The 25,549-nt window shown below is 72.8% G+C and carries 23 protein-coding genes and 1 riboswitch; of the genes, 14 read left to right on the forward strand and 9 right to left on the reverse strand.

Translation table 11 applies throughout. From position 1 onward, the window contains the following. Positions 1-40: 40 nt before the first annotated feature. The 6 genes from ABZU69_RS24265 (at position 41) to ABZU69_RS24290 (ending at position 4,879) form a co-directional block, all read left to right on the forward strand. Positions 41-454, forward strand: coding sequence for a VOC family protein (locus tag ABZU69_RS24265; protein ID WP_354966628.1), 414 nt, complete (start codon positions 41-43; stop codon positions 452-454). Between the two features lie 61 nt (positions 455-515). Continuing rightward, positions 516-2,090 (forward strand): FMN-binding glutamate synthase family protein, encoded by a 1,575-nt coding sequence (locus ABZU69_RS24270; protein WP_354966629.1) that lies wholly within the window; start codon positions 516-518, stop codon positions 2,088-2,090. A gap of 57 nt (positions 2,091-2,147) precedes the next feature. After that, a complete protein-coding gene (locus ABZU69_RS24275; RefSeq protein ID WP_354966630.1) occupies positions 2,148-2,666 on the forward strand; it encodes an N-acetyltransferase in 519 nt (172 codons plus the stop codon). Then, positions 2,663-3,187 (forward strand): GNAT family N-acetyltransferase, encoded by a 525-nt coding sequence (locus tag ABZU69_RS24280; protein WP_354966631.1) that lies wholly within the window; start codon positions 2,663-2,665, stop codon positions 3,185-3,187. Before ABZU69_RS24275 ends, ABZU69_RS24280 begins: the two co-directional genes overlap by 4 nt. A gap of 45 nt (positions 3,188-3,232) precedes the next feature. After that, positions 3,233-4,420: a DNA polymerase IV gene (gene dinB, locus ABZU69_RS24285; protein ID WP_354966632.1), complete on the forward strand. Its 1,188-nt coding sequence runs from the start codon at positions 3,233-3,235 to the stop codon at positions 4,418-4,420. Positions 4,421-4,531: 111 nt separating this feature from the next. Further along, positions 4,532-4,879 carry a hypothetical protein gene (locus ABZU69_RS24290; protein ID WP_354966633.1) on the forward strand — a complete coding sequence of 116 codons (348 nt, stop codon included), beginning with the start codon at positions 4,532-4,534 and terminating at the stop codon, positions 4,877-4,879. Between the two features lie 69 nt (positions 4,880-4,948). Here the strand turns inward: ABZU69_RS24290 and ABZU69_RS24295 are convergent, their stop codons facing one another. From ABZU69_RS24295 to htpG, 3 genes are all read right to left on the reverse strand, one after another. Then, positions 4,949-5,596 carry a transglycosylase family protein gene (locus tag ABZU69_RS24295; RefSeq protein WP_354966634.1) on the reverse strand — a complete coding sequence of 216 codons (648 nt, stop codon included), beginning with the start codon at positions 5,594-5,596 and terminating at the stop codon, positions 4,949-4,951. A gap of 1 nt (position 5,597) precedes the next feature. Continuing rightward, a riboswitch (cyclic di-AMP (ydaO/yuaA leader) is annotated at positions 5,598-5,769 on the reverse strand. Between the two features lie 381 nt (positions 5,770-6,150). Next, positions 6,151-7,317, reverse strand: a complete 1,167-nt coding sequence (locus tag ABZU69_RS24300) for a hypothetical protein (RefSeq protein ID WP_354966635.1) — start codon at positions 7,315-7,317, stop codon at positions 6,151-6,153. Between the two features lie 601 nt (positions 7,318-7,918). Next, positions 7,919-9,847 carry a molecular chaperone HtpG gene (htpG, locus tag ABZU69_RS24305; protein ID WP_354966636.1) on the reverse strand — a complete coding sequence of 643 codons (1,929 nt, stop codon included), beginning with the start codon at positions 9,845-9,847 and terminating at the stop codon, positions 7,919-7,921. A gap of 220 nt (positions 9,848-10,067) precedes the next feature. Between htpG and ABZU69_RS24310 the strand changes: the two genes are divergently transcribed. Beyond that, the gene (locus ABZU69_RS24310; protein WP_354966637.1) at positions 10,068-10,766 is read left to right on the forward strand and encodes an SDR family oxidoreductase; all 699 of its coding nucleotides are present in this window, start codon (positions 10,068-10,070) and stop codon (positions 10,764-10,766) included. A gap of 103 nt (positions 10,767-10,869) precedes the next feature. Here ABZU69_RS24310 and ABZU69_RS24315 read toward each other — a convergent pair whose 3' ends face one another. Then, the gene (locus ABZU69_RS24315) at positions 10,870-11,376 is read right to left on the reverse strand and encodes a hypothetical protein (RefSeq protein ID WP_354966638.1); all 507 of its coding nucleotides are present in this window, start codon (positions 11,374-11,376) and stop codon (positions 10,870-10,872) included. A gap of 133 nt (positions 11,377-11,509) precedes the next feature. Next, positions 11,510-13,267, reverse strand: a complete 1,758-nt coding sequence (locus ABZU69_RS24320) for a M28 family peptidase (protein WP_354966639.1) — start codon at positions 13,265-13,267, stop codon at positions 11,510-11,512. A gap of 319 nt (positions 13,268-13,586) precedes the next feature. On the opposite strand from ABZU69_RS24320, the gene ABZU69_RS24325 reads away from it, so the two are divergent. Next, positions 13,587-16,406, forward strand: coding sequence for an ATP-binding protein (locus ABZU69_RS24325; protein ID WP_354966640.1), 2,820 nt, complete (start codon positions 13,587-13,589; stop codon positions 16,404-16,406). A 31-nt stretch (positions 16,407-16,437) separates the two neighbouring features. Here the strand turns inward: ABZU69_RS24325 and ABZU69_RS24330 are convergent, their stop codons facing one another. Together ABZU69_RS24330 and ABZU69_RS24335 are read right to left on the reverse strand one after the other, a co-directional pair. Then, positions 16,438-17,196, reverse strand: a complete 759-nt coding sequence (locus ABZU69_RS24330; protein ID WP_354966641.1) for a hypothetical protein — start codon at positions 17,194-17,196, stop codon at positions 16,438-16,440. Continuing rightward, entirely contained in the window at positions 17,193-17,696 is a 504-nt protein-coding gene (locus ABZU69_RS24335) for a SigE family RNA polymerase sigma factor (protein WP_354966642.1), read from the reverse strand. Before ABZU69_RS24335 ends, ABZU69_RS24330 begins: the two co-directional genes overlap by 4 nt. A 138-nt stretch (positions 17,697-17,834) precedes the next feature. On the opposite strand from ABZU69_RS24335, the gene ABZU69_RS24340 reads away from it, so the two are divergent. After that, positions 17,835-18,668 carry a DUF3152 domain-containing protein gene (locus tag ABZU69_RS24340; protein ID WP_354966643.1) on the forward strand — a complete coding sequence of 278 codons (834 nt, stop codon included), beginning with the start codon at positions 17,835-17,837 and terminating at the stop codon, positions 18,666-18,668. Between the two features lie 23 nt (positions 18,669-18,691). On the opposite strand, the gene ABZU69_RS24345 is transcribed toward ABZU69_RS24340, so the two are convergent. Next, a complete protein-coding gene (locus ABZU69_RS24345) occupies positions 18,692-19,360 on the reverse strand; it encodes a hypothetical protein (protein WP_354966644.1) in 669 nt (222 codons plus the stop codon). Between the two features lie 120 nt (positions 19,361-19,480). After that, a complete protein-coding gene (locus ABZU69_RS24350; protein WP_354966645.1) occupies positions 19,481-20,665 on the reverse strand; it encodes a snapalysin family zinc-dependent metalloprotease in 1,185 nt (394 codons plus the stop codon). Positions 20,666-20,956: 291 nt separating this feature from the next. Between ABZU69_RS24350 and ABZU69_RS24355 the strand changes: the two genes are divergently transcribed. From ABZU69_RS24355 to ABZU69_RS24375, 5 genes are all read left to right on the forward strand, one after another. After that, complete coding sequence (locus ABZU69_RS24355; protein WP_354966646.1) at positions 20,957-21,529, forward strand: hypothetical protein; 573 nt, start codon at positions 20,957-20,959, stop codon at positions 21,527-21,529. 128 nt (positions 21,530-21,657) lie between these two features. Continuing rightward, on the forward strand, positions 21,658-22,338 hold the full coding sequence (locus tag ABZU69_RS24360; protein ID WP_354966647.1) for a response regulator transcription factor: 681 nt from the start codon (positions 21,658-21,660) through the stop codon (positions 22,336-22,338). A gap of 13 nt (positions 22,339-22,351) precedes the next feature. Next, complete coding sequence (locus ABZU69_RS24365) at positions 22,352-23,845, forward strand: HAMP domain-containing sensor histidine kinase (RefSeq protein ID WP_354966648.1); 1,494 nt, start codon at positions 22,352-22,354, stop codon at positions 23,843-23,845. Continuing rightward, positions 23,842-24,759: a Gmad2 immunoglobulin-like domain-containing protein gene (locus ABZU69_RS24370; RefSeq protein WP_354966649.1), complete on the forward strand. Its 918-nt coding sequence runs from the start codon at positions 23,842-23,844 to the stop codon at positions 24,757-24,759. The genes ABZU69_RS24365 and ABZU69_RS24370 overlap by 4 nt, the downstream gene beginning before the upstream one ends. A 136-nt stretch (positions 24,760-24,895) precedes the next feature. Then, positions 24,896-25,525 (forward strand): TetR/AcrR family transcriptional regulator, encoded by a 630-nt coding sequence (locus ABZU69_RS24375; RefSeq protein ID WP_354966650.1) that lies wholly within the window; start codon positions 24,896-24,898, stop codon positions 25,523-25,525. Positions 25,526-25,549: the final 24 nt, after the last annotated feature.

The raw sequence follows: 25,549 nt of genomic DNA on the forward strand, positions 1-25,549 counted from the left end.
GCCTGCGACGATGACGCTGACCAGGACCAAGGAGGGCGCTGTGCAGACACGACTCAATCCGTACCTGAACTTCCCCGGCACCGCCCGCGCGGCGATGGAGTTCTACCACCGCGTGTTCGGCGGCGACCTGACGATGAACACCTTCGGCGAGTTCGGCAGCACGGAGCCGGGCCTGTCCGACCAGATCATGCACGCGCGGCTGGAGTCACCCAACGGGTTCACCCTGATGGCGTCGGACACCGCGCCCGGGATGAACCATGTGCCCGGCACCAACATCGCGATCAGCCTCGGCGGCGACAACGCCGACGAACTGCGCGGCTACTGGGCTCAGCTCTCCTCGAGCGGGTCGGTGACCATCCCGCTGGAGAAGCAGATGTGGGGCGACGAGTACGGCCAGTGCGTCGACCCGTACGGCATCCACTGGATGGTCAACATCACCCAACCGCAGGCCTGACCAGCGCACCGTCGCCGGTCAGCCGGTTTGGCCGACAGCGCGGTGGGAAAAAGTGGCGGGCATGAGATGGGCCCGTCGAGCCGTACCCGCCGTCGCCGCTGCCGTCGCCGCGCTCGCCGCGCGGGACCTGATCCAGCGCGACCACGCGCTGCTGCGCAACTTCCCGGTGCTCGGGCGGGCCCGATACCTGTTGGAGGCGGTCGGGCCGGAGCTTCGGCAGTACATCGTGGCCGGCAACAACGAGGAGCGGCCGTTCACCCGGGACCAGCGCCGCTGGGTGTACGCGTCGGCGAAGCAGCAGAACAACTACTTCGGCTTCGGCACGGACAACGACATCGAGTACACCCCCGGCTATCCGATCATCAAGCACCGTACCTTCGGCCGGGCCGTGCCGCCGTCGACGCCGGCCGCCGGGCAGGACGTGCGACTGCCCTGCGCCAAGGTGCTCGGCGCGGCCCGGGGGCGGGCCCGCGCGTTCCGACCGGAGTCGGTGGTCAACATCTCCGGGATGAGCTTCGGCTCGCTCTCCGGCAACGCCGTCGCGGCGCTGAACAGGGGTGCCGCACTCGCCGGCTGCCTTCAGAACACCGGCGAGGGTGGCCTGTCGCCGTACCACCGCCACGGTGGTGAGCTGGTCTTCCAGCTCGGTACGGCGTATTTCGGCTGCCGGGACGTGCACGGCCGGTTCAGCCTGGACCGGTTGAAGGATCTGGTCGCCAGCGCGCCGGTGAAAGCGCTGGAGATCAAGCTGAGCCAGGGCGCAAAGCCCAGCCTCGGCGGGCTGCTCCCCGGCGCGAAGGTGTCCGCCGAGATCGCCGCCACCCGGGGCATTGCGGCCGGTCAGGACTGCGTCAGCCCCTCCCGACACGCCGAGTTCTCCGACTGCGACAGCCTGCTCGACTGGGTGGAGCTGCTGGCCGCCGAGACGGGCCTGCCGGTCGGCATCAAGTCGGCGGTCGGCGACCTGGGCTTCTGGCAGGAGCTGGCCACCCTGATGCGGGACACCGGCCGGGGCGTCGACTTCGTGACGATCGACGGCGGCGAGGGTGGCACCGGCGCCGCGCCGCTGATCTTCACGGACTCGGTGTCGCTCCCGTTCCAGCAGGGCTTCTCCCGGGTGTACAAGGTCTTCGCCAAACACGACCTGCACGAGCAGGTGGTCTTCGTCGGCGGCGGCAAGCTCGGCCTGCCGGACAACGCCATCGTGGCCTTCGCGCTCGGCTGCGACCTGGTCAACGTGGGTCGGGAGGCGATGCTGTCGATCGGCTGCATCCAGGCGCAGAAGTGCCACACCGACACCTGCCCCACCGGCGTGGCGACCCAGAACGCCTGGCTGGCCCGGGGGCTGGACCCGACGCTGAAGTCGGTGCGCGCGGCCAACTACCTGCGGACGCTGCGCCGGGACCTGGTGAAGGTCGCCGAGGCGTGCGGCGTGGAGCACCCCGGCCTGATCGGCACCGACGCGGTGGAGATCCTGGACGGCCGCACCGGCTCCACTCCCCTGCACGAGGTGTACGGCTACCGGCCGGAGTGGGGCCTGCCCTCGCCGGCCGACCGGGCGGAGATCGTCCGGCTGATGGCACCCGAGGCGCCGCAGGGCGGCAGCGCGACGCCCTCCCCCACCGCCGTCGGCTGACCGGCGCTCGCCGATAACCCCTGGAGGCGGACGCCGGGGGCCCCGTATCGTGGCGCGGTGCTGATCAGACGCGAGACGCCCGCCGATGTCGACGCCATCCGCGCGGTGCACGCCGCCGCCTTCACCGCGCCGGACGGTGGCGTACCGGTCGAGGCGACCCTGGTCGACGCGCTGCGCGCCGACGAGGGCTGGCTGCCCGCGTACTCCCTGGTGGCGACCGACCCGGACGGGCAGGTGGTGGGGCACGTGGTGGCCACCCGCGCCCAGGTGGCCGGCCAACCGGTCGCCCTCGGCGTGGGGCCGCTCGGCGTGCTTCCCGACCGGCAACGGCGCGGGGTCGGCTCGGCGCTGATGCACGCGGTGCTCGGCGCGGCCGACGCCCGGGACGAGCCGCTGGTGGTGCTGCTCGGCCACCCCGACTACTACCCGCGATTCGGGTTTCGACCGGCCGTCGAGCTGGGCGTCACCCCGCCGCAGCCGTGGGGCCCGCAGTACTTCCAGGCCCGCCCGTTGAGCGCGTGGCGGGAGTCGATCCGGGGCGAGTTCCGGTACGCCGGCCCGTTCGACGAGCTGTGACCGCACCGCAGATCCGGCGGCGGCGCGCCACCGACCTCGACGGATGCGTGGCGGCGCTCGCCCTCGTCCATGGGGCCGACCGGTACCCGCTGAACTGGCCCGCCGACCCGCACCAGTGGCTACGCGAGCCCCGTCCGGCGCGCGCGTGGGTCGCCGTCGACGCCGACTCGGCGATCGTCGGGCACGTGGCGGTGCAACGGCTGCCCGACCCGGCGGACGGGTCGCTCGCCCGGCCGACCGCCGAGGTGACTCGCCTCTTCGTGTCGCCGACCGCCCGCGGGACCGGGCTGGGCGCTGCTCTGCTGACCCGGGCACGGCGGTGGGCGGCCGAGCGCGGGACGGACCTGCTGCTCGACGTGGCTGTCAGCGACACCGCGGCCACCGCCCTCTACGAGCGCACCGGGTGGCGGTGCACCGGCACCAGCACGGCGCAGTGGACCGCCCCGGACGGAAGCGCCGTGTCACTTCATCACTACACGCTGCCAACGGGCGGGGAAATCAGCGACCGGCGGCCCTGTTAGCGCAGCTCACTGTGGTGATCGCGAACGCCATGCGAACATATGTACGTGTCGCCCGGGGCCAGCATCCTGCACGCCGACCTGGACGCCTTCTACGCGTCGGTCGAGCAGCGCGACGACCCGCGCCTGCGGGGGCGGCCGGTGATCGTCGGCGGCGGCGTGGTGCTGGCGGCCAGCTACGAGGCGAAGGCGCGGGGCGTACGCAGCGCGATGGGCGGCCAGCAGGCGCGGCGGCTCTGCCCGGACGCGATCGTCGTGCCGCCCCGGATGTCGGCGTACACGGCGGCCAGCCGGGCGGTGTTCGAGATCTTCCGGCAGACCACCCCGCTGGTCGAGGGGCTTTCCATCGACGAGGCGTTCCTGGACGTGGGCGGTCTGCGCCGGCTGGTCGGGCCGCCGGCCGACATCGCCGAGCGGCTGCGCCGGGAGGTCCGCGAACGGGTCCACCTGCCGATCACCGTGGGCGTGGCCCGGACGAAGTTCCTGGCGAAGGTGGCCAGCGGGGTGGCGAAGCCGGACGGGCTGCTGGTCGTCTCGCCCGACGCGGAGCTGGCGTTCCTGCACCCGCTGCCGGTGGAGCGGCTGTGGGGCGTCGGCCCGGTCACCGCCGCCAAGCTGCGGGAACGGAGGATCCGCACCGTCGGCGAGGTGGCCCGGCTCGGCGAGGCGGCGCTGGTGTCAATACTCGGCGCGGGCGCTGGCCGGCACCTGCACGCCCTGGCGCACAACCGCGACCCGCGGGCCGTGCTGGTCGGCCGCCGACGCGGCTCGATGGGCGCGCAGCACGCGCTGAGCCGTACGCCACACGCGCCGGCGGAACTGGACGCCGTCCTGGCCGGCCTGGTCGACCGGGTCACCCGGCGGATGCGGGCGGCCGGACGGTCCGGGCGCACGGTGATGCTGCGGCTGCGCTTCGGCGACTACACCCGGGCCACCCGCTCGCACACCGTCCGCAAGGCGACCGCGGACACCACGCCGCTGCTCGCCGCCGCGCGGGCGCTGCTGGGGGCCGCCCTGCCCGAGATCGACCGGCGGGGCGTCACGCTGATCGGCGTCTCGGTCGGCAACCTGGACGACAACCCGGTCCAGCCGGAGCTGCCGTTCCACCACAATCCGGGAGCCGAGCTGGACGCCGCGGTGGACGCGGTCCGCGACCGGTTCGGATCGGCGGCGCTCACCCGCGCGGTGCTGCTCGGCCGTGATCCGGGCGTCGAGGTGCCGCTGCTGCCGGACTGACCGCACCAGGTGGCGGCGGGGCGAAAGCGCCGGACATCACAGCGGCGAGGGGTTTGGCGACGGCCGCAGCGGGTCACGTAGTGAAGATCAGTCTGACCAGGGGGGACCACCATGTCCGACGACACCAGCAACCGTCCGAGCCGGCGCGAGCAGCGTCCCGGCGACGTGACCGACCCGCTGCTCTGGCAGCTCGCGATCGACGTGCTCAGTGCACATGAGCCGGACGAGGACGGCGCCTGCCGCAACCTGCTCTGCGCCGGCCAGCCGTGGCCGTGCGCGGCCCGCAGCTCCGCTGAACAGGCGCTCCGGCTGGCCCGTGGTGCGGCCGGCACACCGTCCACAGTCGCTCCGACGCGGGGCGAGGAAACAACCGCATCCGCTGACCGGCCCGCTGAGGGCGTTCCGACCGCGCGCCGGGCCTGGTCGGCGCGTCCCGAAGCCGCCGTGTCGGCCGCCTGACGCCCACCCCTTCTCGACACGCCCGCGGGCGCCCGGCCGGAGTCCGGTCGAGCGCCCGCGCGTCGTGTGTCAGAGGGCGAGCCGCTGACCCGGGAAGATCAGACCGGGGTCGCCGCCGACCACCTGACGGTTGCGCTCGTACAGGGCCTGCCAGCCGCCGGCCACCTGATGGGCCTGGGCGATCTCGGACAGGGTGTCGCCCGGCTTGACCAGGTACGTCCTGCCGTCCGTGGAAGGCGCGGTGCGCTTGTGGTTGCGGGTCGCCGGCTGCTCGCCGCGCGACGACCGCTCCCGGGGCTTGGACGTCGACTCGGACTTCTTCGTCGCGGACTTCGCGGCGGAGCCGCCCGACGAGCCGCCCTTCTTGCCGCAGGTCGGCCAGGCGCCGATGCCCTGCCCGTCGAGCACCTTCTCGGCGATCGCGATCTGCGCGCCGCGGCTGGCCAGGTCGGCGCGGGCGGCGTACTTCTTGCCGCCGTAGCCGGCCCAGGTGCTCTGCGAGAACTGCAACCCGCCGTAGTAGCCGTTGCCGGTGTTGATGTGCCAGTTGCCGCTGGACTCGCACTGGGCGATCGCGTCCCAGTTGACCCCGGCCTGCGCCGGGGCGGCCGGGCCGAAGAGGGCGACGGCGCCGGTGACAGCGCCGACGGCCAGGGTGCCGACGGCGACGCGGCGGGTGGTGACCCGTCGATGACGGGGCGTGTGTGCAGATGACATGTGAGGCTTCCTCCACGCCGGCGAGGTGAGCTGTCGGGTTCGGGCCGAGGAGCCCGGCCGCGCGGTGGCGGCTTCACCCCGAGGTGACGTGCACCGAGGAACGTTGGGTCCCCCGCTCCTGCCCGGGTGACTGGGTTCCGACGACCGGGGGCAGGATTTGGCGTTGCCGGTCGCGGTGTCCGCATTGGCGAACCCGACCGACGTTAGGCACGGTCGGTGACGGTCGCCCACCCCCTGTGAACTTCTTCACCGGGCCGCGCGGGGCGAGCCGCGTAGCGGTTGCGGGCAATCGAAGTGTGTGCAGTGACCACCATGGACCGTTTCCGATCAGGCCGGCGTTTCAGGTCTCGTGCCGGAGCCAGGCCACGATCCGGCGAGCAGTTCGACGTGTCCCGGCGACTCGTACGACCGGACGTCGTGACCGAGGGCGCTGTAGACGATCTGGCTGGTCCCGACGGTTCGTGCCCAGACGAGCGGTGGCTGGTCGCGGCGACCAGGCGACTTCGCACCGCTTGCCGCATCCCCTGGTACGCCGACCGTCCCGCCCGGTGCGGTCAACGGCCGCCGGGCGGCGTGGCACGGCGAATCCGGGCGGCCGTCATCTGCCACGCCTGCGCCTCGTCGACCAGGCAGCCGGCGAGCAGCTCGCGGCCCCGGGCGAGAACCGCGAGGGCGTCGGGGTGGCCCGGCAGCCACTGTTCGGCGTCCCCGACAGTCAACTCGGCCCGCCGGCCGGGCAGCGGCGTCGCCCCGGGTGGCAGGCCACCGAGCCGGTCGAGGTGCCCGGCGGAGAGGATCTGGTACCACATGGCGTCGGGGATGAGCGCGTCGGCGAGCATCTCCACCCCGGGCCGCCGGGTCACCGGCTTTCCGTCGCTCGGGAGCCGCTGCGACCACTGTGGCGTGCTCACCCGACGGCTGTCCGGCTCGGCGTCCACTCCGGCCCAGACCAGCAATCCGCTGTGCGCGTGCAGCTTGTCGCGCAACCGGTGCATCGGCCCGGCCAGGTCGCCAGCGTCGGCGGGGTCGGCGCGCGGCTGCGCGACGGAGAGCGCCGCCGCCGGTAGCACGTCGTGGTAGCCGCCGACGGTCGCGGCCACCAGCCGGTTGGTGAGGTCGCCGGCGAGCAGGGTCACCGTGATGGCTGTGGGCAGAGTAGACAATACGGTGGCGGTGGCCGAGCCGGCCGCCTCGGCGGTGAGCGGAACCCGCACGCCGAGCACGACAGCGCTCAGCTCGTCCGCGGGTCCGCGCTCGGCGTGCAACCAGTCGAGCGCCACGTTCAGCAGGGGCGGGGGCAGTTGGCACGGGGCGTCGCCGAACGGCGCGCCGAGTGGCCCGCGCAGGTAAGCCCGGGCGGACACGCCGAACTCCTCGATGTCGTGGCTCGGGCCGCGCCGGGCCACCGAGACCAGAGCGTCGCGCACACCGGCATCGCGCAGTTGCCGGGCCAGCAGCTCCGGTATGGCGAGGACATGCTCGGCGGGGATCGGGCCGAAGTCGATCACGAGGAGCTGCGCGCCGGGCAAGGCGATCGGTGACGAGACGACGGCCGGGCCCACCCGCTCCCCGCCGGCTCCCGTCGCTTCGAGTCGGAGCAGAGCCTGCCGGAGCGCGGCCACCGCGACGGGCACACCGGCGTCGTCCGAGCGGACTTCGATCGTCAGGCTGTGCTGCTCGCGCAGAGTTTCATCGATATCTAGCACTACGACGACGGCCATGTGTCCCCCAATGGTGGCGCATCCGCACTCTGCGGCAGCCCATTCCTGAACCCCGCTTCGCACGTCGATCGGAATGGAGAATGAGATATTTGCTTGTGTCTATTGACAGTGGAAGGGGCCTGTCGGGGAGCATATTGCCGTCGCAATTTTCCGGGAGCCCTGCCGGGTGCGGAGCGCTCCAAACTGGCCAATCTGTCTCGTTAGCGCGAATACGCGCAGCATGAAATAGCGCTGCCCGGATTCCACGATGTAACACAATCGAAGAGGTCAGCGCTATTTGCGAATCACCAACGACTATCGCCGCACTTTTCCCAACCCTTCCGTAACGGCCGAGGCCCGTAATCGCCGTACGGGGTGCCGGCCGCCTCGGTAACGTCACCCGCAGCCGGGCGGCGGCCCGCCGGATGCGCGTACTCCGCCGACCTCGACGCGTCGTAGACGTTGTCCGTCTGCTCCTCGGACAGCGCCGTGATCTGGATCAGCGGCGTCGGGTGGGCTCGGCGCAGCCATCGGAGTAGTGAAGCTTGTGGCTACCTGCAGACGCTGCATGATCCAGAAAGCGACGCCGCCCCATCCGACGAAAGGATCAGTCCCCCTCCGGCTACAGGGTGCGGGCCAGCCGGTCAGCGAGGGCCCGGGTGAATCGGGCCGGGTCGGCCAGCTCGCCACCCTCGGCGAGCACCGCCAGCCCGTACAGCAGCTCGGCCGTCTCGGTCAGGGCCTCGGAGCTCCCGCTCTGCTCGTGGGCCTTGCGCAACCCGGCAACGAGCGGGTGCCCGGGATTGATCTCCAGGATCCGCTTCGTCGACGGGACCTCGTGCCCCATCGCCCGGTACATCTTCTCCAGGGTCGGGGTGAGATCGTGCGCGTCGCCGACGACGCAGGCCGGTGAAGTGGTCAGCCGCGACGACAGGCGGACCTCCCGGACGCTGTCCGCAAGGGTGGTGCCGAGCCAGTCGAGCAGCCCGGCGAACTCCTGTCGCTGCTGCTCACGCTCGGCCTCGGCCTGCTGCTTCTCCTCGTCGGTGTCCAGGTCGACCTCACCCTTGGCGATCGACCGCAGCGGACGGCCGTCGTACTCGCCGACCCGCTCGACCCACACCTCGTCGACCGGGTCGGTGAGCAGCAGCACCTCGTGGCCCTTGGCCTGGAACGCCTCCAGGTGCGGGGAGTTCTCGATGGCGGCCCGGGAGTCGCCGGTGGCGTACCAGATGTCGCTCTGGCCGTCCTTCATCCGTGCCACGTAGCCGGCCAGGTCGGTGGGCTCGGCCGGGTCGTGGGTGGAGGCCACCGACAGGATCTCCAGCAGGGTGTCGCGGTTGTCGGTGTCGTCGATCAACCCTTCCTTGACCACCGCGCCGAACTCGGTCCAGAACGTGCGGTAGCGCTCGGGGTGGTTGGCCTTGAGGTCCCGGACCGTGGCGAGGACCTTACGGACCAGCCGACGGCGAACGATCTGGATCTGCCGGTCCTGCTGGAGGATCTCCCGGGAGATGTTCAGCGACAGGTCGTGCGCGTCGACCACGCCCTTGACGAAGCGCAGGTAGGTGGGGACCAGCGCCTCGCAGTCGTCCATGATGAACACGCGCTTGACGTAGAGCTGGACGCCACGGCGGCCCTGTGGGGCGAACATGTCCAGCGGGGCGTGGCTGGGCAGGAACAGCAGCGCCTCGTACTCGAAGGTGCCCTCGCCCTTCATGTGCACGACCTCGAGCGGGTCGGCCCAGTCGTGGCTGACGTGCTTGTAGAACTCGTGGTACTCGGTGGCGTCGACCTCGTCGCGGGGCCGCGCCCAGAGCGCCTTCATCGAGTTGAGCGTCTGCACCTCGCTGGTGGGCGCCTCGCCGTCGGCGCCCGAGCGCTCGACGCGCATCCGGATCGGCCAGGCGATGAAGTCGGAGTATCGCTTGACGATCTCCCGGATGGTCCACTGGGCGGTGTAGTCGTGCAGGTTGTCCTCGGTGTCGGCCGGCTTGAGGTGCAGGGTCACCGTGGTGCCCTGTGGCGCCTCGTCGACGGTCTCGATCGAGTACGTGCCCTCGCCGGCGGACTCCCAGCGGGTGCCGCCGGTCTCGCCGGCCTTTCGGGTCAGCAGGGTGACCCGGTCGGCGACCATGAACGCGGCGTAGAAGCCGACGCCGAACTGGCCGATCAGGTCCTGCGAGGCGCGGGCGTCGGCGGATTCGCGCAGCTGGCGCAGCAGCTCGGCGGTGCCCGACTTGGCGATCGTGCCGATCAGCCCGACGACCTCGTCGCGGGTCATTCCGATGCCGTTGTCCCGCACGGTCAGGGTGCGGGCGTCCCGGTCGACCTCGATGGCGACGTGCAGGTCGTCGGTGTCGGCGACGAGGTCCTTGTCGACCAGAGTCGCCAGCCGCAGCTTGTCCAGCGCGTCGGACGCGTTCGAGATGAGTTCCCGCAGGAAGACGTCCTTGTTCGAATAGATCGAGTGGACGACCAACTGGAGGAGCTGACGCGCCTCGGCCTGGAACTCCAACGTCTCGGCCTGGTTGCTCACACCGTCTCCCATGTCGGCTCGTGCGGAGGTTCGCGGACAGGATACGAGCCTTCACCGACTGGGTCGTGCCCGCGTCCGGGTCGTATTCCCGATCCGGCGATGCCGCTTCGTGAGATAGCTGACTTTGCCTAACGTAAGTCAGCCCGATAGCGTCTCGGTGAGCAAGAGGCCGCACGAGCCTGACGACCCACCGTTCCGCCCGAGCAGCGGCGCGCGACCCCTGGAGCAGACCATGAAGATCGCTGGAAGCACCGCCCTCGTCACCGGCGCCAACCGCGGCTTCGGCCGGCACCTGGCCGCCGAACTCCTCTCCCGCGGCGCGACCGTCTACGCCGGCGCCCGCAACCCGGACAGCGTCGACCTGCCCGGCGTGACGCCGGTCCGGCTGGACATCACCGACCCCGCCTCGGTGGCCGCCGCCGCCGCGCTGACCGGAGACGTGAACCTGCTGATCAACAACGCCGGCATCGACACCGGATCGGACCTGCTCGAAGGCGACCTGGACCTCGTCCGGCTCGAGCTGGAGACCCACTACCTCGGCACCCTGTCGATGGTCCGGGCGTTCGCTCCGATCATCGCGGGCAACGGAGGCGGGACTGTCCTCAACGTGCTCTCCGTGCTGTCCTGGGTGACCTTCCCGAGCGTCGGGGCGTACAGCGCCGCGAAGTCGGCCGAGTGGTCGATGACCAACGCGTTGCGCGCCCAGCTCGCCGACCGGGGGGTCCGGGTCGCCGGCCTGCACGTCGGCTACATGGACACCGACATGACCGCCGCGGTCACCGCCCCGAAGTCCGACCCGGCGGTCATCGCGCGGCTCGGCGTGGACGGCATCGAGGCCGACGCCTACGAGATCGTGGCCGACGACATCAGCCGGCAGGTCCAGGCCGGGCTCGCCGGCGGCGTCGCCGCGCTCTACCCGCAGCTGCCCTGAGCTGCCGCACCACGGCCGTGATCGGGCCGCCGCCGGCTTCCCGGCGGCGGCCCGTCCTCGGGTACGCGGTCAGCTCCGTCCGCGCACCCGCCTCAGCTGCCGGTCAGCAACCGCCACAGCTGTAGAAGAGGATGTCCCAGTGACTGCCCTCCTTGGTGTAGAGGTTGCCGGAGGGGGCCCGGTACTGGTAGCCGAAGCCGGCGATGTAGCCGACGTACGTGTAGTTCGCGGAGATGTAGTTCTGGATGCAGGTGCTCAGCGCGATGTCCAGCTTGTAGCCGTTCCAGTGGCTGTACGTCCCGCCGGCATGCCCGACCTCGGTGCCGGCGGTGATGGTGACCGCGCAGCCGCTGGCCCGCTTGAAGGTGATGATGCCGCTGATCGTCGCCTGCCGGACCCCGTCGAACGAGGTGCAGGTGGCGATGTTGCGGTTGCTGCAGTTGCCACTGGAGGTCCAGGAGATGTTGGCGGCGCTCAGCTGCGAGGTGGCACTGGAGTGGCTGATGGCGAAGGCCGGGGCGGCGAGACCGAGCGCGGCACCGACCGCGGCGAGGGTGGCCACCAGCAGTGTGAGCACGCGGCGGCGCAGGGTGGATCGGGTGGTGGACATGGCACTCCCGTTCGCGTGAGGGGTGGAATTTTTGCGAACCAGGGGCCGGCCTTGAAGGATTTCTACCAGAGATAGACGAGCATGACTAGATGCCGGGTGGAGGCGGTCGCCCGCCTCCACCCGGCGACCCACGTCAGCTCGCCTGCAGCGTCACGTCGTCGATCACGAAGCTGGTCTGCAACGAAGAGTCCTCGGTGCCGGTGAACCTCAGCGTCACCGTCTGCCCGGCGTACGCGGCGACGTTGAAGGTGCGCTGGACGTAGCCCGCGGCGGCGTTGAGATTCGAGTACGTCGCCAGCGTGGTCGAGCCCACCTGCACGGTGAGCCTGTCGTACGCCGTGGAACCGGTGGTCTCCGCGGTGTCGATGTGCAGCCAGAACGACAGCGTGTAGCTGGCGCAGCCGGCCGGCACGGTCACCGACTGGGTCAGGGTGTCGGTGTGGGTGCTGCCGTACCCGTCGAGCCACGCCTTGTACGACCCGGTCCGCGCCGGCTGACCGCTGGAGCTGGTGATCACACCGGAGGACGCGGTCCACGGCGTGCTGCCGCTCTCGAAGCCACCGTTGCCGATCACCTGGCCGCCCGCGCAGCCTCCGGTGCCGGTCACCGTGAGCGTGAGGCTGGCGCTGCGGGTGACCGAGCCGGTGCCGGTGACCGTGATGGTGAAGGTGCCGGTCGCCGCGCTGGCCGACGCGGTCAGCGTCATCGTGGCCGAGCCCCCCGAGGTCACCGAGGACGGGCTGAAGGAGACGCTCACCCCACTGGGCGCACCGGAGGCCGAGAGGCTGACCGACTGCGCCGAGCCGGCGGTGGTGGCGGTGACAACCGTGGCGGTGGTGCTGGCACCCCGTGCGACCGAGCGCGCGGTGGGGTTGACGGCCACGGAGAAGTCGTTGGTCGGGGTGCCACCGCCCACGGCGAGCTGCCACAGCGCGTACGCGACGCCGTCCGCGGCCCGGTTCAGCACCGTGGCGCTGACGTTGGCGGTGGTGTCGCAGGCCCGGTGGTAGCAAGGGTCGTAGGCGGAGTTGGCGGTGCCGCCCCACTTGGCCGCCTGCGCGCTGGTCTTGCGGGCGCTGGCGCCCGCGGCGTAGCCGGAGGTGGGGATGCCGGCCTGCTGGAAGTAGTAGTCGTCGGAGCGGCCCTGACCCTCGACGTTCTCCTCCGGTTGCAGGCCCAACGAGTCCCAGTACGCCTTCAGCGGCGCCGCCGTGGTGGAGGTGACCCGGTTGATGAAGTAGCCACCGTTGGTCGAGCCGACCATGTCGAAGTTGTAGTAGCCCTTGATGTAGCCACGCTGGGTGGCGTTGAGCGAGTTGACGTAGAAGCGGGAGCCGTTGAGCCCCTGCTCCTCGTCGGTCCACCAGGCGAACCGGACCCGCTTGGTCATGGTCGGGCTCTGCGCCGCCAGCACCAGCGCGTTCTCCAGCAGGGTCGCCGAACCCGTGGCGTTGTCGTTGATGCCCGGCCCGGCCGAGACGCCGTCGAGGTGGGCGCCGAACATGACCACCTGGTCGGCCGGACCGCCCGGCCACTCCGCGATCAGGTTGTTCGAGGGGTACGTGCAGCTTGAGCAGTACTGCTCGCTGACCGTGTAGCCGGCCGACTGGAGCCTGGTCTTGACGTAGGTGAGCGAGGCGGTGTAGCCGGCCGAGCCGGCCCGTCGGTTGCCGCCGTTGCTGCTGGCGATGGAGTTGAACTGGGTCAGGTGCGCCTGGACGTTGCTGACGGAGATGTCCGGCGCCGCCAGGACGGCGGCGGGTGCGGCGATCGGCCGGGCCACTGCCGTTCCGGCGATGGGTGACGCGGTCACCGGCTGGGCGGCCAGCGTCACCGTCATCCCGGTGAACACGGCGAGCGCGATGCCCGCGCTCAGCGTTCTGCCTCTCATGGGGGGCTCCTCGGGGGTTGGAGAGATAACCGAGACACTTACAGATATCAATGTCTTGGGCATCGGTCGTTCGTCCGGAACGCCCACGGTTCGGTGGCCACCGCCGCACTGCCCAGCGAGTAGCCCCAAACTGGCACGACGGGGACGAGACGGTTCGTTCCGCCGCCGCCGCTCCGGACGCCGAGCGCACGTCGACCCGGGCGGCCGGATCAGCGGGTGCCGGCGTCGGCACAGGTGAGTGAAGGTGTCAGGATGGGTAGGTAACGCCAGCAGGGGTCTCGGGCCCGGAACGGGGGCTTGCGATGGGGCCGGGTCGAGCGTGATACGACCCAGCACGGACCTGTTCACCGACGGCGGTGACACCGGCCGGTTGATGGCGGAGCTGGACTGGACCGCCAGCCCGCTCGGCCCGGTGACCGGCTGGCCGCAGAGCCTGCGCGCCGCCGTACGGATGGTGCTCAGCTCCCGCTACCCCATGCTGCTGCTGTGGGGTGACCGCTTCTCCCAGCTCTACAACGACGCCTACTCCGCGCTGATCGGTGACAAGCACCCGGGCGCGCTCGGCGATGACGTGCGGGTGACCCTCGCCGAAGGCTGGGACGTGCTCGCCCCGCTGATCCAGCAGGCCATGGCGACCGGGGTGGCCAGCTGGGCGCCCGCCCTGCGACTGCTGCTGGAGCGGGCCGGCTACCGCGAGGAGGCGTACTTCAGCGTCTCGCACGCCCCGGCCCGCGACGACGAGGGCCGCACCGTCGGCGTACTGACCGTGTGCAGCGAGGTCACCCAGCAGGTGGTCGGCGAACGGCGGCTACGACTGCTGCGTGACCTGGCGGTACGCGGCGACGGACGCACCGTCGACGTGGACGCCACCGGCGCGCGGCTGATCGACGCGATCGAGGCCCACCCACTGGACGTGCCGTTCGCCGCGATCTACCTGCGCGACGGCACCCTGCTGCGCCGGGTCGCCTGGGCCGGCGGCGCCCCGGGTGACGCCACCGTGGCGAGGGCGCTGCCGGAGGTCACCGAGCTGACCGACCCGAGCACGGCCGCCCGCGCCTGGGGTCTGCCGGCCGCCGCCGAGGGCCGACCGACCGAGGTGACCGACGTCGGCGATCGGCTGCCACTGCCGGCCGGCCCGTGGAAGGACCCGGTCGACACCGCGCTGGCGCTGCCGCTGCCCTCGGCCGCCGAGGCCCAGCCGCTCGGCGTCCTGCTGGTCGGGGTCAGCCCCAGCCGCGGGCTGGACGAGGCGTACCGCTCCTTCTACCACCTACTGACCCAGCAGGTCTCGGTGGCGCTGCGCAACGCGCGGGCGTACGAGGAGGAGCGACGCCGGGCCGAGGCGCTGGCCGAACTGGACCGCGTGAAGACCGGCTTCTTCACCAACGTCAGCCACGAGTTCCGCACCCCCCTCACCCTCATGCTCGGTCCGTTGGCCGACGCGCTCACCGACGCCACCGCGCCACTGGCACCGGTGCAGCGAGAGCGGGTGGAGACCGCCTGGCGCAACGCCACCCGCCTGCTGACCCTGGTCAACAGCCTGCTCACCTTCTCCAGCCTGGAGGCCGGACAGGCCCGCAGCGATGCCCACCCGGTCGATCTCGCCACCCTCACCGCCGAGCTGGCCGGCGTCTTCCGGGCCGCCATCGAGCGGGCCGGGCTGACCCTGGAGGTCGACTGCCCGCCGCTGCCCCGGCCGGTCACGGTGGACCCGGTCAACTGGGAACGCATCGTCACCAACCTGCTGTCCAACGCCCTGAAGTACACGTTCATCGGCCGGATCCGGGTCGCCCTGGAGGCCGACGGCGAGGAGGTGCGGCTCACCGTCACGGACACCGGCATCGGCATCGCCGAGCAGGAAGTGCCGAAGCTCTTCGAACGCTTCCACCGGGTGCGCAGCGCCCTCTCGCGCAGTCACGAGGGCACCGGCATCGGCCTGGCCCTGGTGCACGAGCTGGCCCGCCTCGAGGGTGGCGAGGTCCGGGTGACCAGCCGGGTCGGCGTCGGCAGCACCTTCACCGTCGCGCTGCCGTGGACGTCGGCGCGCCCCGCCGTGCCGACCGGATCACCGCCCACCGGGCGGGGCGACGCGGCCCGTGCCGCCGTCCAGGAGGCGGTGACCTGGCTGGCCGACCCGGGCGATGGCGTCTCGGAGCCCGTTCCGGCGTCCGGCTCCACCGGGGACGAGCTGACCGGGGCCCGGATCCTGGTGGTTGACGACAACAGCGACATGCGGGCGTACCTGAGCCGGCTGCTCACCGGGCAGGGCTGGCGGGTGCGGACCGTCACCGACGGTCGGCAGGCCCTCGACGCGGTCCACCGCGACCCACCGGACCTGGTCCTCACCGACGTGATGATGCCGGTGCTGGACGGCTTCGAGCTGGTCCGCCGGCTGCGCGCGGACCCGGCGACCCGGGCGTTGCCGGTGCTGGTGCTCTCCGCCCGCGCCGGAGGGGACGCCAGCGTGGCGGGCCTGAGCCTGGGCGCCGACGACTACCTGGTGAAGCCGTTCGCCGCAGCCGAGCTGATCGCGCGGATCCGGGCCGTCATCCGCCGGTCCCGCGCCAGCGCGGCGCCCCGGCCCGACGCGGCGCCGGCCTGGTCCGACGACATCCCACCGGCATTCGACGCCAATCCGGCGGCGGCACGACCTGCCCCGGCCACCACCGTCGCGCCGATTCCGACGGCCGTGGAGCCGGCCGCGGACCCGCCGGGCCACCCGGCCGACACTCCCACCCGGAGCGCCATCGCGGAAGCGGTCGGCGACGCCCTCGACATCGGATGGACGTACCCCTCCGCGCCCGCGTCGGCGGCGGCGATGCGCCGCGACGTCCGGCTGGCGCTGAGCGGCCTGGACGTCGACCCGGACGTGCAGGAGGACCTGCTGCTCGCCGCGTCCGAGGCGGTGAACAACGCCGTCGAGCACGCCCAGCGACCCAGCCGTCCGGAGGTGCGGGTCCGGCTCCAGGCTGGCGGCGGCCTGGTCCGGATCTCGGTACGCGACTTCGGCACCTGGCGGGACCGCCGGCCGGCGATGGACCGGGGACGGGGCGCGCTGCTGATGAACGCCTACGGCGACGTGCGGCTGGTCTCCACCAGCGAGGGGACGACGGTGACCATCGAGGGTCGGCTGGCCTGAGCCGTCGGCCGTCCGCGCGACGGCCGGCGCGTCACAGCCGACGGTTGCCGGCGTCGCGGGCGATGATGCCGTCCAGCCGATCCCCCGGCACCAGCTCGGCCGGGTCGAACCAGAAGATCACCACCTGCTTGTCGGCGCTCCACCGGGCCAGCCGGGCGGCGACCTGACGGCCGTCCACAGTGCCGGTGATCCGGTGCGCCGGGCCGACGAAGTAGCCGAACGTGGGCACCGGCGCCGCGGCTCCCCCGCTGTCGTAGCCGATCTGGTGGAACCCGGGGCTGCGGTCCGCCCCCTCGACGTCGTTGACCAGCAGATCCGTGGTCAATGTGCCGTCCGGGGCGCGGCGGCCGGCGGCCAGCCCGATCTTCACCCGGGGCTGACTGGGCACCGCCACCGGCACGACGTAGTACACCCGCTGGTCGCCGCCGTGCCGGATCCCGCTGTCGACGACCTGGCCCAGTGGCGAGGGCGGCGGCTCCGCACGGCCGATCGTGGTCGCCGCCGTGGGTCCGGGCGTACCTGGCGTCGGGGAGACGCCGACCGGCGGCGTGGGGGCGACGGCGACCTGCGACGGACGATCGACCGTACGCGGATCGCCCGGTAGCGCGCCGACCACCACCGCGACGACGGCGGCGACCAGCCCGATCGCCAGCGTCGTCGCCCCGGCTCCGGCGACCCGGCGGCGACTCCGCAACCGCCGCCCGTCGCGCATGACGGCCGCCAGGTCGAGGGTGGCCTCGGGTCGCTCGGTGGCCCGCATGGCGTGGCGGAGCCGGTCCAGCTCGCTCATCGGCACGCCTCCTGACTGTCGACCGCGCTCGGTCCGGTGGCGCGCAGCTTCTCCAGCGCCCGTGAACTGGTGCTCTTGACCGTGCCCACCGAGATGGCGAGTTCCCGGGCCACCTGCGCCTCCGGGAGGTCGAAGTAGTAGCGCAGCACGACGATGGCCCGCTCGCGAGGGCTGAGCGCGCCGAGGATCGCGGTCAACCAGCGCCGGGTGGCCACCTCGTCGGCCACGTCGGCAGGCCGTTGCTCCGGGACCTCCTCGGTCGGATACTCCCGGATCGGGCGCCGCCATCCGTCCACCAGGTGGTTGACCAGGATGCGGCGGGCGTAGCCGTAGGCGTCGTCGTCGCGGATCCGGGACCAGGACGCGTAGGTGCGGGCCAGGGCGGTCTGCGCGGCATCCTCGGCCGCGTGATGATCCCCGGTCAGCAGGAACGCGGCGTGGACCAGCCGCGCGGACGCGGCCCGCGCGAACTCGACGAACTCCGCGTCACCCCGCGCCACGCCGAACCCTCCCCCGTGCCACACAGTTACGGACGGGCGAGGACCGCGAAAGGTTGAGTCTCCCTGAGATCAACTTTTTGGCGAGGTCACCCGTCTCCTCCCCTGCGGCGCCGCAGACCGGCGCGCGAGGGGAGAGACATGTCGACGAAGGCTACCCGTCGAGGCCAGGCCGCCTCCGCGACCTTGCTGCTGGTGGTGGCGCTGCTCACCGGCTGCGGCCTGCCGGCGGCCGGGCAGCCCGCCACCGGCCCGCCCACGACCGGGCCGGAACGCGTCGGGCAACCCGCGGCGGGGCGCGCCACGACCGGCCGACCGGCGGGAGCCGCCGGTGTCACGCCCTCCCCGGCCGCCCCGATCAGCTACCCCGCGACCGGCGGCGACCGCTGGTCGACGGCCGCCGCCGAGAAGTCGTCCGGGCACGGCGACAGCGGGCGGCTGCTGCGGTACCGGGTCTCCGTGGAGCGCGACATCCGCGGCCTGCCGGTGGCCGACGTCGCCGCGGCGGTCTCCGCGACACTCAACGACCCGCGCGGGTGGACGGCCGGCGGCACCTGGCGGCTGCGCAGGGTGGGCGCCGGCACACCGGCCGACTTCACCATCTACCTGGCGACCCCCGGCACCCGTGACGAACTGTGCCAGGACGTTCCGGACGGCTACACCTCGTGCCGCAACGGCCAGCGGGTGGTGCTGAACGTGGCCCGCTGGGTCAAGGCGGTGCCGGGATACGGCGTCGGCCTGGCCACGTACCGGCAGTACATGGTCAACCACGAGGTCGGGCACCGGCTCGGCCTGGGTCACGAGCGGTGCCCGGGGCGGGGCCGGCCGGCGCCGGTGATGCAGCAGCAGACGCTGGGCCTGCACGGGTGCACCGCGAACGCCTGGCCGTACCCGGACGGGGTTCGCTACCGCGGGCCGATCGGGGCGTACCACGACGAGATCCCACCGCGCGAGGGCGCTCGGCCGGCTCGCTGAGGCCGGCGGCCGGACGCCACTCGTCAGGACCGGTGGCGACGCTCCTGTTCGAGCCGCTCGTCCAGCCGGCCCAGCTCGTAGATGGCATTGAGGTTGGTCGGAAGTCGGCTGACATTGCCCGGCGTCGGGCCGGGATCCGGCGCAGGGGTCGGCGCCGGCGCGGGGGCACCGGCAGCGCTGGCGGCGCGGGCCGCCCTGCGAGGACCCAGGAGCAGCAACGCCAGCAGCGCGAGGGCACCGGCGACCAGCAGGTAGTACGCCGGCAGCAGCGGCCAGCCGCCCCGGTCCGGGGCCGCGAGCGTCGGCGGGGCGACCGGATCGCCACCGTTCGGCAGCGGCACGGCCGCCTCACGGGGGGCCCGACCGCCGGCCGTGCGGTCGGGCGCGGCGGGCGCCGCCGGTTGCCGGGGACCGGTCGACGATCCGGCGGGCGTGGGGGTCGGTGCCGGCAGCATCGGCGCAGGCGTCACCGGGGCCGACGGCCCGGCGAACGGCGGCGAAGTCTGGCTCGGGGTCGCGGCCGGGGTCGGGTCCGGGTTCGGGGAAACACTCGGGGTGCCACCGCCACCGAGCAGATCGTCGACGATCTGGCCGGCGCCGCCGAGCAGGCCGCCGACCGGGCCCGAGGGGGCCGACGGCGACGGCGCGGGCGACAGTGCGAGGGTCAGCACGAGTGCGACGACGGCAGACATGAGACCACCTCGGATGGGACGATGTGCCAGGCACGCTACCCCAGCGAGCGACGCCTGGGCGACCCGGCTGCGCGAGGCGGGCACGCGTGTCCGAGTGCCCGCCACGGGTGTCCGAAGTGATCAGACGGGCAGACCACCGACCTGGGTGGAGATCCAGGACCGGATGGACGGCAGATCGACGTAGATCGACGGGCCGGTGGCGCAGGTGGAGTTGTTGTTGCCGGCCCGGCTTGTCGCGCCGATCAGGTTCCACAACCCGTTGACTCGGCGCACCTGCGGGCCACCCGAGTCGCCGTAGCAGGCGCCGGCGGTGCCGTTGGTGTTGTTGGTGCAGATCTCGTACGGGCCGTTGATGCCGGAGCACCGGCTGTCGGCCACGATGGACGTGTCCAGCTCGTTGGCCACCGCGGGGGCCGAGCCGCAGCCCGGGCGGGGGCAGGTCTGGCCCCAGCCGATGATCCGCGTGGCGGTGCCGACCGCGCCGGAGGTCGTCGGAATCGGGGCCGGGGCGTAGCTGACCGAACTGGCCAGTTGCAGCAGCTTGACGTCGACGCTCGGGTGGTTGACCGCGCGGGTCACCCGGACCACGGTGCCGCCGCTGGTGCGGTTGACGCTGCCCACCCGGACCGAGGACGGCGTGGAGCAGTGCTTGGCGGTGACCGCCCAGTTGGCCTTGATCAGCGTGCCGGTGCAGCCGGAGACGTACACCATGAACGGGTAGTTCTCGGAGGCCGGCCGGCCGCCGACCACCGTCGGCCCGATGTCCCCGGCGCCGTCCCAGGTGTACGTGGCGCCGGTGACCGGCGCGGCGAGCGTGCCGGCGAACAGCGAGGTCACCCGGGACGCCTCGGCCGAGCTGGGGTTCGCGTTGCGGCAGGAGACCGGGGCGCTGCTGCCGGACATCAGGTCGGAGCAGAGGCCGGTGCGCCGGTCGGGCAGGCCCAGGATGTGGCCGAGCTCGTGGGCGGCGATCCGGTTGCGGTCGTAGCCCTGGTTGACGGCCGTGCGGCCCATCCAGATGCGGCCCGAGCCGAGCCCGGTCGGTTGCGCCCGGGGCCAGCCGTCGTCGACGTAGATGGTGATGCTGGCCGGGGTGCCGGGTTGCAGCCGGACGGTGCTGACCCGGCTGTTCCAGATCTGCGCCGCCTGGTCGAAGTTGGTGCGGAACCCGCCGGTCCGGCTCGCGTCGTAGTAGACGGTCCGTACGGCGGCGGCCGGAGCGCCGGTGGCGAGCTGCACCCCGGCCGCCGCCAGCACGGCCACCAGTACGGCCTGCGCCGCACGCAGCAATTGTCGTCGGAACATCACGCACTCCCCTGCGGTCGTCCGGCGACCACCGGCCGCCGGTCATCGATATAGGTGAATGTTAATGTGACGGCGGTCGAGGACCGGCATAGCGGAACCGTCATACCGGCGACCGTGCCAACGCCCTCGGCGAAGGGGGCCGGAAGCGTCCACGGCACCCCCGTCGACCGCCGTTACGCGGCTGTTACGCCACGGCGAAGTGGCCGTGCCGGGGCGGGACGACCGTCGCGGCAGAGGGTCACCGGCAACGCCGCCGCGGCGTGGCCCCGAGCATCGGACGGAGGCACCACGATGAGGATCAGAAGCGCACTGACGGCGCTGGCGGTCGTACTCGCCGGGCTGGTCGCCAGCGCGGGCAACGGCGCCGCGGCCGGCACCACCACGGCGACGACCATGGCCCCGTACTGCGGTATCACCTGGGGCAGCGCGGAGAAGTCGGCCGGCGCCCTGAGCACCGCCCCGCTGGTCGACGTGCGGACCGGTCGGCACGACTGCTACGACCGGGTGGTATTCGAGTTCGCCGGGTCGGTGGACGGGTACGCGGTCGGCTACGGCGAGACGTGGACTGAGGGCGAGGGGTTGGCGCTGTCGCCGTACACCGCCGGGGGCGCGCTGCTGCGGGTCTCCCTGCGGGCCCCCGCGTACGACGACTCCCGCCTGGGCACCGTTCCGTACCGGGTCGGTGAGCACGCCGCGAACCTGCTGCGTTACCAGACGCTGCGCGACGTCGTCTTCGGCGGCAGCTTCGAGGGCTACACCACCTTCGCGGTCGGCGTGCGGGCCCGGCTGCCGTTCCGCACGTTCGTGCTGGCCGGCCCCGGCGGGCACAGCCGGATCGTCCTCGACGTAGCCCACCAGTGGTGACCGAAGGAAGGGCCCCTTCTTATCGCCTGGCGATAAGAAGGGGCCCTTCCTTCCGGGTCCGGGCGGGCCACCGACACCGACCGTTTCGCCAGGGCTGCGCACCGTCGCGGCGGGTCTACCCTCAGGTCATGGAGGGCCGCCTGCTGGTGGTCGAGGACGATGCCTCCATCCGGGAGGTCACCGCCCTCGGTCTGCGCCGCGCCGGCTTCCGGGTCGACACCGCCGCCGACGGGCGGCAGGCCCTGGCGGCGTGGCGGGCCCGTCCGGTCGATCTGATCGTGCTCGACGTCATGCTGCCCGGCCTGGACGGCCTGGAGGTCTGCCGGGAGATCCGGCGCAGCAGCCAGGTGCCGATCCTGATGCTGACCGCGCGCACCGACACGCTCGACGTGGTGGTCGGGCTGGAGTGCGGAGCGGACGATTACCTGCGCAAGCCGTTCGACCTGCCCGAACTGGTGGCCCGGGTTCGCTCGGTGTTGCGCCGGGCGAGCGCGCCGGTCACGTCGAGCACCATCGAGGTCGGCGGCCTGGAGATCGACCCGGGTAGCTTCGTGGTCCGCCGGGACGGCCGGGAGGTGGCGCTGACCGCCACCGAGTTTCGCCTGCTGCTGGAGCTGGCCCGCCGACCCGGGCAGGTCTTCACCCGGGAGCTGCTGCTGGACCTGGTCTGGAACCACAGCTTTCTGGGCGACTCGCGGCTGGTCGACGTGGCGGTGCAACGGCTGCGCGCCAAGGTCGAGGACGACCCGGCGCACCCTCGGCTGGTACGCACCGTACGCGGCGCCGGCTACAAGCTGTCCACGGGCTGACAGGAGGTCGGCGATGGCCGGACGCGCAGTGCCCCCGGGCCGCCTGCGGCGACGGCTGACGATCGCGTTCGTGCTGGTCGCCGGGGTTTCCGCCGGACTGCTCGCCGGGGGCACCGGGCTGCTGCTGCGGCAGTCCTGGTTGGACGCCTCACTGCACCAGGCCGCCGCCGACGCCCGCTACCAACTCGTCCTCGCCGGACAGTTCCTGCCGTTGACCGACCAGCGCAGCACCGAGCTGCTCACCAGTTTCGAGGGCAGCGGCCGGCACGTGGTGCTCGTCGACGGTCCGGCCCGCCCCTCGCACCCGTCGTACGCCCCGACGCTCGGCTCCCAACTGCGGGCCACGGTCGCGGACGGGCAGCTCGGCTACCAGCGGTCCGCGCCGGCGGAGCGCCCACGGCTGCTGGTGGTCGGCGGCCGTATCCCCGGCTCGACCGCCGAGCTGTACGTGATCACCGTCGAGGACGACATCGCCGCCGACCTGGGTCAGCTGCGCACCGCGCTGCTGGCCGGCTGGGTGCTGGTGGTGCTGCTCGCCGCCGGGGTGGGACACCTGCTGGCCCGCCGCACGCTGGAGCCGGTGGGCCGGGCCAGCCGGGCCGCCCGGTCGCTCACCGAGGGCCTGCTCGCCACCCGACTGCCGGTACGCGGGCGGGACGAGTTCAGCGTCTGGGCGGCGTCGTTCAACGAGATGGCCGAGGCGCTGGAGTCGAAGATCGCGGCGCTCTCCGCGGCGCAGGCGCGGGAGCGGCGGTTCACCGCCGACGTCGCGCACGAGCTGCGTACCCCGGTCACCGCCCTGGTGGCCGCGGCCTCGTTGCTGCGCGAGCACCTGGACCAGCTGCCCGGCGACGCCCGACCGGCCGCGCGGCTGCTGGTCGGTGACGTGGTCCGGCTTCGCCGGCTGGTCGAGGACCTGATGGAAATCTCCCGGCTGGACGCCGGCCGGGAGCGGCTCAGCGTCGAGCCGGTCGACGCGCCAACACTCCTGCGCGGGATCGTCGCGGCGCGCGGCTGGTCGGAGCGGGTGCTGGTCACCGGTGAACCGCTCGCGCTGCGCACCGACCCGCGCCGGCTGGAACGGGTGCTGGCCAACCTGGTCGCGAACGCGGTCGAGCACGGCGGCGGCGAGATCCGGGCCACCGTGACCGGGCACGGCCCGCTGGTCGTCTTCGAGGTCACCGACCAGGGGCCGGGCATCCCGCCCGAGCACCTGCCGCGCCTGTTCGACCGGTTCCACAAGGTCGACCCGTCCCGTTCGGCGCCGGGCAGCGGGCTCGGGCTCGCCATCGCCCGGGAACACGCCGCCCTGCTCGGTGGGGTGCTGACCGCGCACAGCGAGCCGGGCGCGGGCAGCCGGTTCCGCTTGGTGCTGCCCGCCCCCGGCCCCGCCCAGCCGCACGACGGCACGCCGCGCCCGGTCGAACATCCCGACGACCGCGCCCCGGCGCGGCCGCCCGGAGGCGGGCGCACGGCCCGCACAGCGCCGTCGGGTGGTGCGGGGTGAGCCCGCGCGGTGCGGCCCGGCTGGCCGCGCCGGTGCTCATCGCCGCGGTGTTCGTCGGCGGGTGCGGCACCCCACGCTCCGGCGTCCTCGGCCCGGCGCCCACCGCCGCGCCGTCGAGCACACCCGCGTCCACCGGGCGCCCCGACCCGACCCCCACCCCGTCCGCGGAACCGCCACCGTCGCCCACCGGCACCGCGGCCCGGACGCCGGCACCGTCCGCCACCGGTACGCGCCCCCGGCCGGACACGGTGACCATCGAGCTGTGGTACGTCCGTTCCGGCCGGCTCGTCCCGACCCACCGGACCCGGCCGGCCACCGTGGCGACGTCCCGGCTGGCGTTGACCGAGCTGGCCGCCGGGCCCACGTCGGCGGAGGCCGCGACCGGGCTGGCCACTCTGCTGCCGGCCGGCGTCGAGGTCACCCGGATCGCCGACGGCGTGGCGACGCTCGGGGCGGTCCCCTCCGCCGACGACCCGGCGGAGCGCCGGCGGCTGCGCGAGGCACAGGTGGTGTGGACGCTCACCCAGTTCCCCACCGTGCGGCAGGTCCGCTTCGGCGGTGGCGCCCCGGTCGGCCGGGCCGACTACGCGGACCTGCTGCCGCCGATCGTGGTCACCGGCCCCGGTGTCGGCGAACGCGTCACCGCCCCGCTCACCGTCACCGGCACCGCCGACGTGTTCGAGGCCACGGTGAGCGTCCGGGTCCTGGACACCGCCGGCCGGGAGGTGGCCACCGGCTTCGGCACGGCGAGCTGCGGGAGCGGCTGCCGGGGCGGGTACCGGGTGGTGGTCGGCTGGCGCACCGTCCGCGAGCAGCGCGGGACCATCGAGGTGTACGAGGTGTCCGCCCGTGACGGTTCCCGGATCAACACGGTGGCCGTCCCGGTGCTCCTCGCCCCCTCCGCGGGAGGCTGAGTACCCGGTTCACCTGCCGGACACCGGCCAGAAACGTAATCGTTTCGTCCACCCGGTGCGACGCAACTCATAAAACCCTGCACGATCTCCAGATCGCGAACTAGGTTCAGTACGACATCGTTTCGGGGGGGTCGGGATGCTGGGTGGTCAGCAGGTGGGCACGGCTGCCGGGGTGCCGGCTGCCCGGGGTGCCCGGTGCACCGACACCGACCTGTTCGCCGTGGTCATCGACCTGCTGCGCGAGGTCGGCTACGACCGGACGACGATCGACGCCATCGCCGCCCGGGCGCACGTCAGCAAGGCCACCATCTACCGGCGCTGGGACGGAAAGGCCGAGCTGGTCGTCGCCGCGCTGCGCGACCGGCACGTGGACGTGCACAACCCGCGGGACACCGGCTCCCTGCGCGGCGACCTGATCGAGTTGCTGCGTGCCACGGCCGCCATCTGCAGGGCCGACGGTGACCTGATGCAGGCGTTGACCTTCGCCATGCGGACCAACCCAGAGCTGGAACGACTGGTGCGCCACCAGGTGCTGCCAGCCGGGCGGGTGGCCAGCACGGCCATCCTGGTCCGCGCCGCCGCCCGAGGCGAGATCCCGCCCGAGGCCGGCGAACGGGACCTGTTCCACGACCTGGCGCCCGCCCTCACCATGTCCCGCATCGTCGCGCACGGCCTACCGGCCGATGACGCGTTCCTCACCCAGGTCGTCGACCAGGTGCTGATTCCGGTGCTCCGCTACCAGCCCGACCGCCCGTCTCGGCCCTGACTCGACCGGCTCCGCTCCTGATCT

Source organism: Micromonospora sp. NPDC005206 (genome assembly GCF_040608175.1).
Lineage (GTDB): Bacteria > Actinomycetota > Actinomycetes > Mycobacteriales > Micromonosporaceae > Micromonospora.

Bases quoted from the DNA above. Each gene is read 5' to 3' on its own strand.
- ABZU69_RS24270 (WP_354966629.1), top strand. From the start codon at position 516: ATGAGATGGGCCCGTCGAGCCGTACCCGCCGTCGCCGCTGCCGTCGCC.
- ABZU69_RS24290 (WP_354966633.1), top strand. From the start codon at position 4,532: ATGTCCGACGACACCAGCAACCGTCCGAGCCGGCGCGAGCAGCGTCCC.
- ABZU69_RS24295 (WP_354966634.1), bottom strand. From the start codon at position 5,596: ATGTCATCTGCACACACGCCCCGTCATCGACGGGTCACCACCCGCCGC.
- ABZU69_RS24300 (WP_354966635.1), bottom strand. From the start codon at position 7,317: ATGGCCGTCGTCGTAGTGCTAGATATCGATGAAACTCTGCGCGAGCAG.
- htpG (WP_354966636.1), bottom strand. From the start codon at position 9,847: ATGGGAGACGGTGTGAGCAACCAGGCCGAGACGTTGGAGTTCCAGGCC.
- ABZU69_RS24310 (WP_354966637.1), top strand. From the start codon at position 10,068: ATGAAGATCGCTGGAAGCACCGCCCTCGTCACCGGCGCCAACCGCGGC.
- ABZU69_RS24315 (WP_354966638.1), bottom strand. From the start codon at position 11,376: ATGTCCACCACCCGATCCACCCTGCGCCGCCGCGTGCTCACACTGCTG.
- ABZU69_RS24320 (WP_354966639.1), bottom strand. From the start codon at position 13,267: ATGAGAGGCAGAACGCTGAGCGCGGGCATCGCGCTCGCCGTGTTCACC.
- ABZU69_RS24330 (WP_354966641.1), bottom strand. From the start codon at position 17,196: ATGAGCGAGCTGGACCGGCTCCGCCACGCCATGCGGGCCACCGAGCGA.
- ABZU69_RS24340 (WP_354966643.1), top strand. From the start codon at position 17,835: ATGTCGACGAAGGCTACCCGTCGAGGCCAGGCCGCCTCCGCGACCTTG.
- ABZU69_RS24345 (WP_354966644.1), bottom strand. From the start codon at position 19,360: ATGTCTGCCGTCGTCGCACTCGTGCTGACCCTCGCACTGTCGCCCGCG.
- ABZU69_RS24350 (WP_354966645.1), bottom strand. From the start codon at position 20,665: ATGTTCCGACGACAATTGCTGCGTGCGGCGCAGGCCGTACTGGTGGCC.
- ABZU69_RS24355 (WP_354966646.1), top strand. From the start codon at position 20,957: ATGAGGATCAGAAGCGCACTGACGGCGCTGGCGGTCGTACTCGCCGGG.
- ABZU69_RS24360 (WP_354966647.1), top strand. From the start codon at position 21,658: ATGGAGGGCCGCCTGCTGGTGGTCGAGGACGATGCCTCCATCCGGGAG.
- ABZU69_RS24365 (WP_354966648.1), top strand. From the start codon at position 22,352: ATGGCCGGACGCGCAGTGCCCCCGGGCCGCCTGCGGCGACGGCTGACG.
- ABZU69_RS24375 (WP_354966650.1), top strand. From the start codon at position 24,896: ATGCTGGGTGGTCAGCAGGTGGGCACGGCTGCCGGGGTGCCGGCTGCC.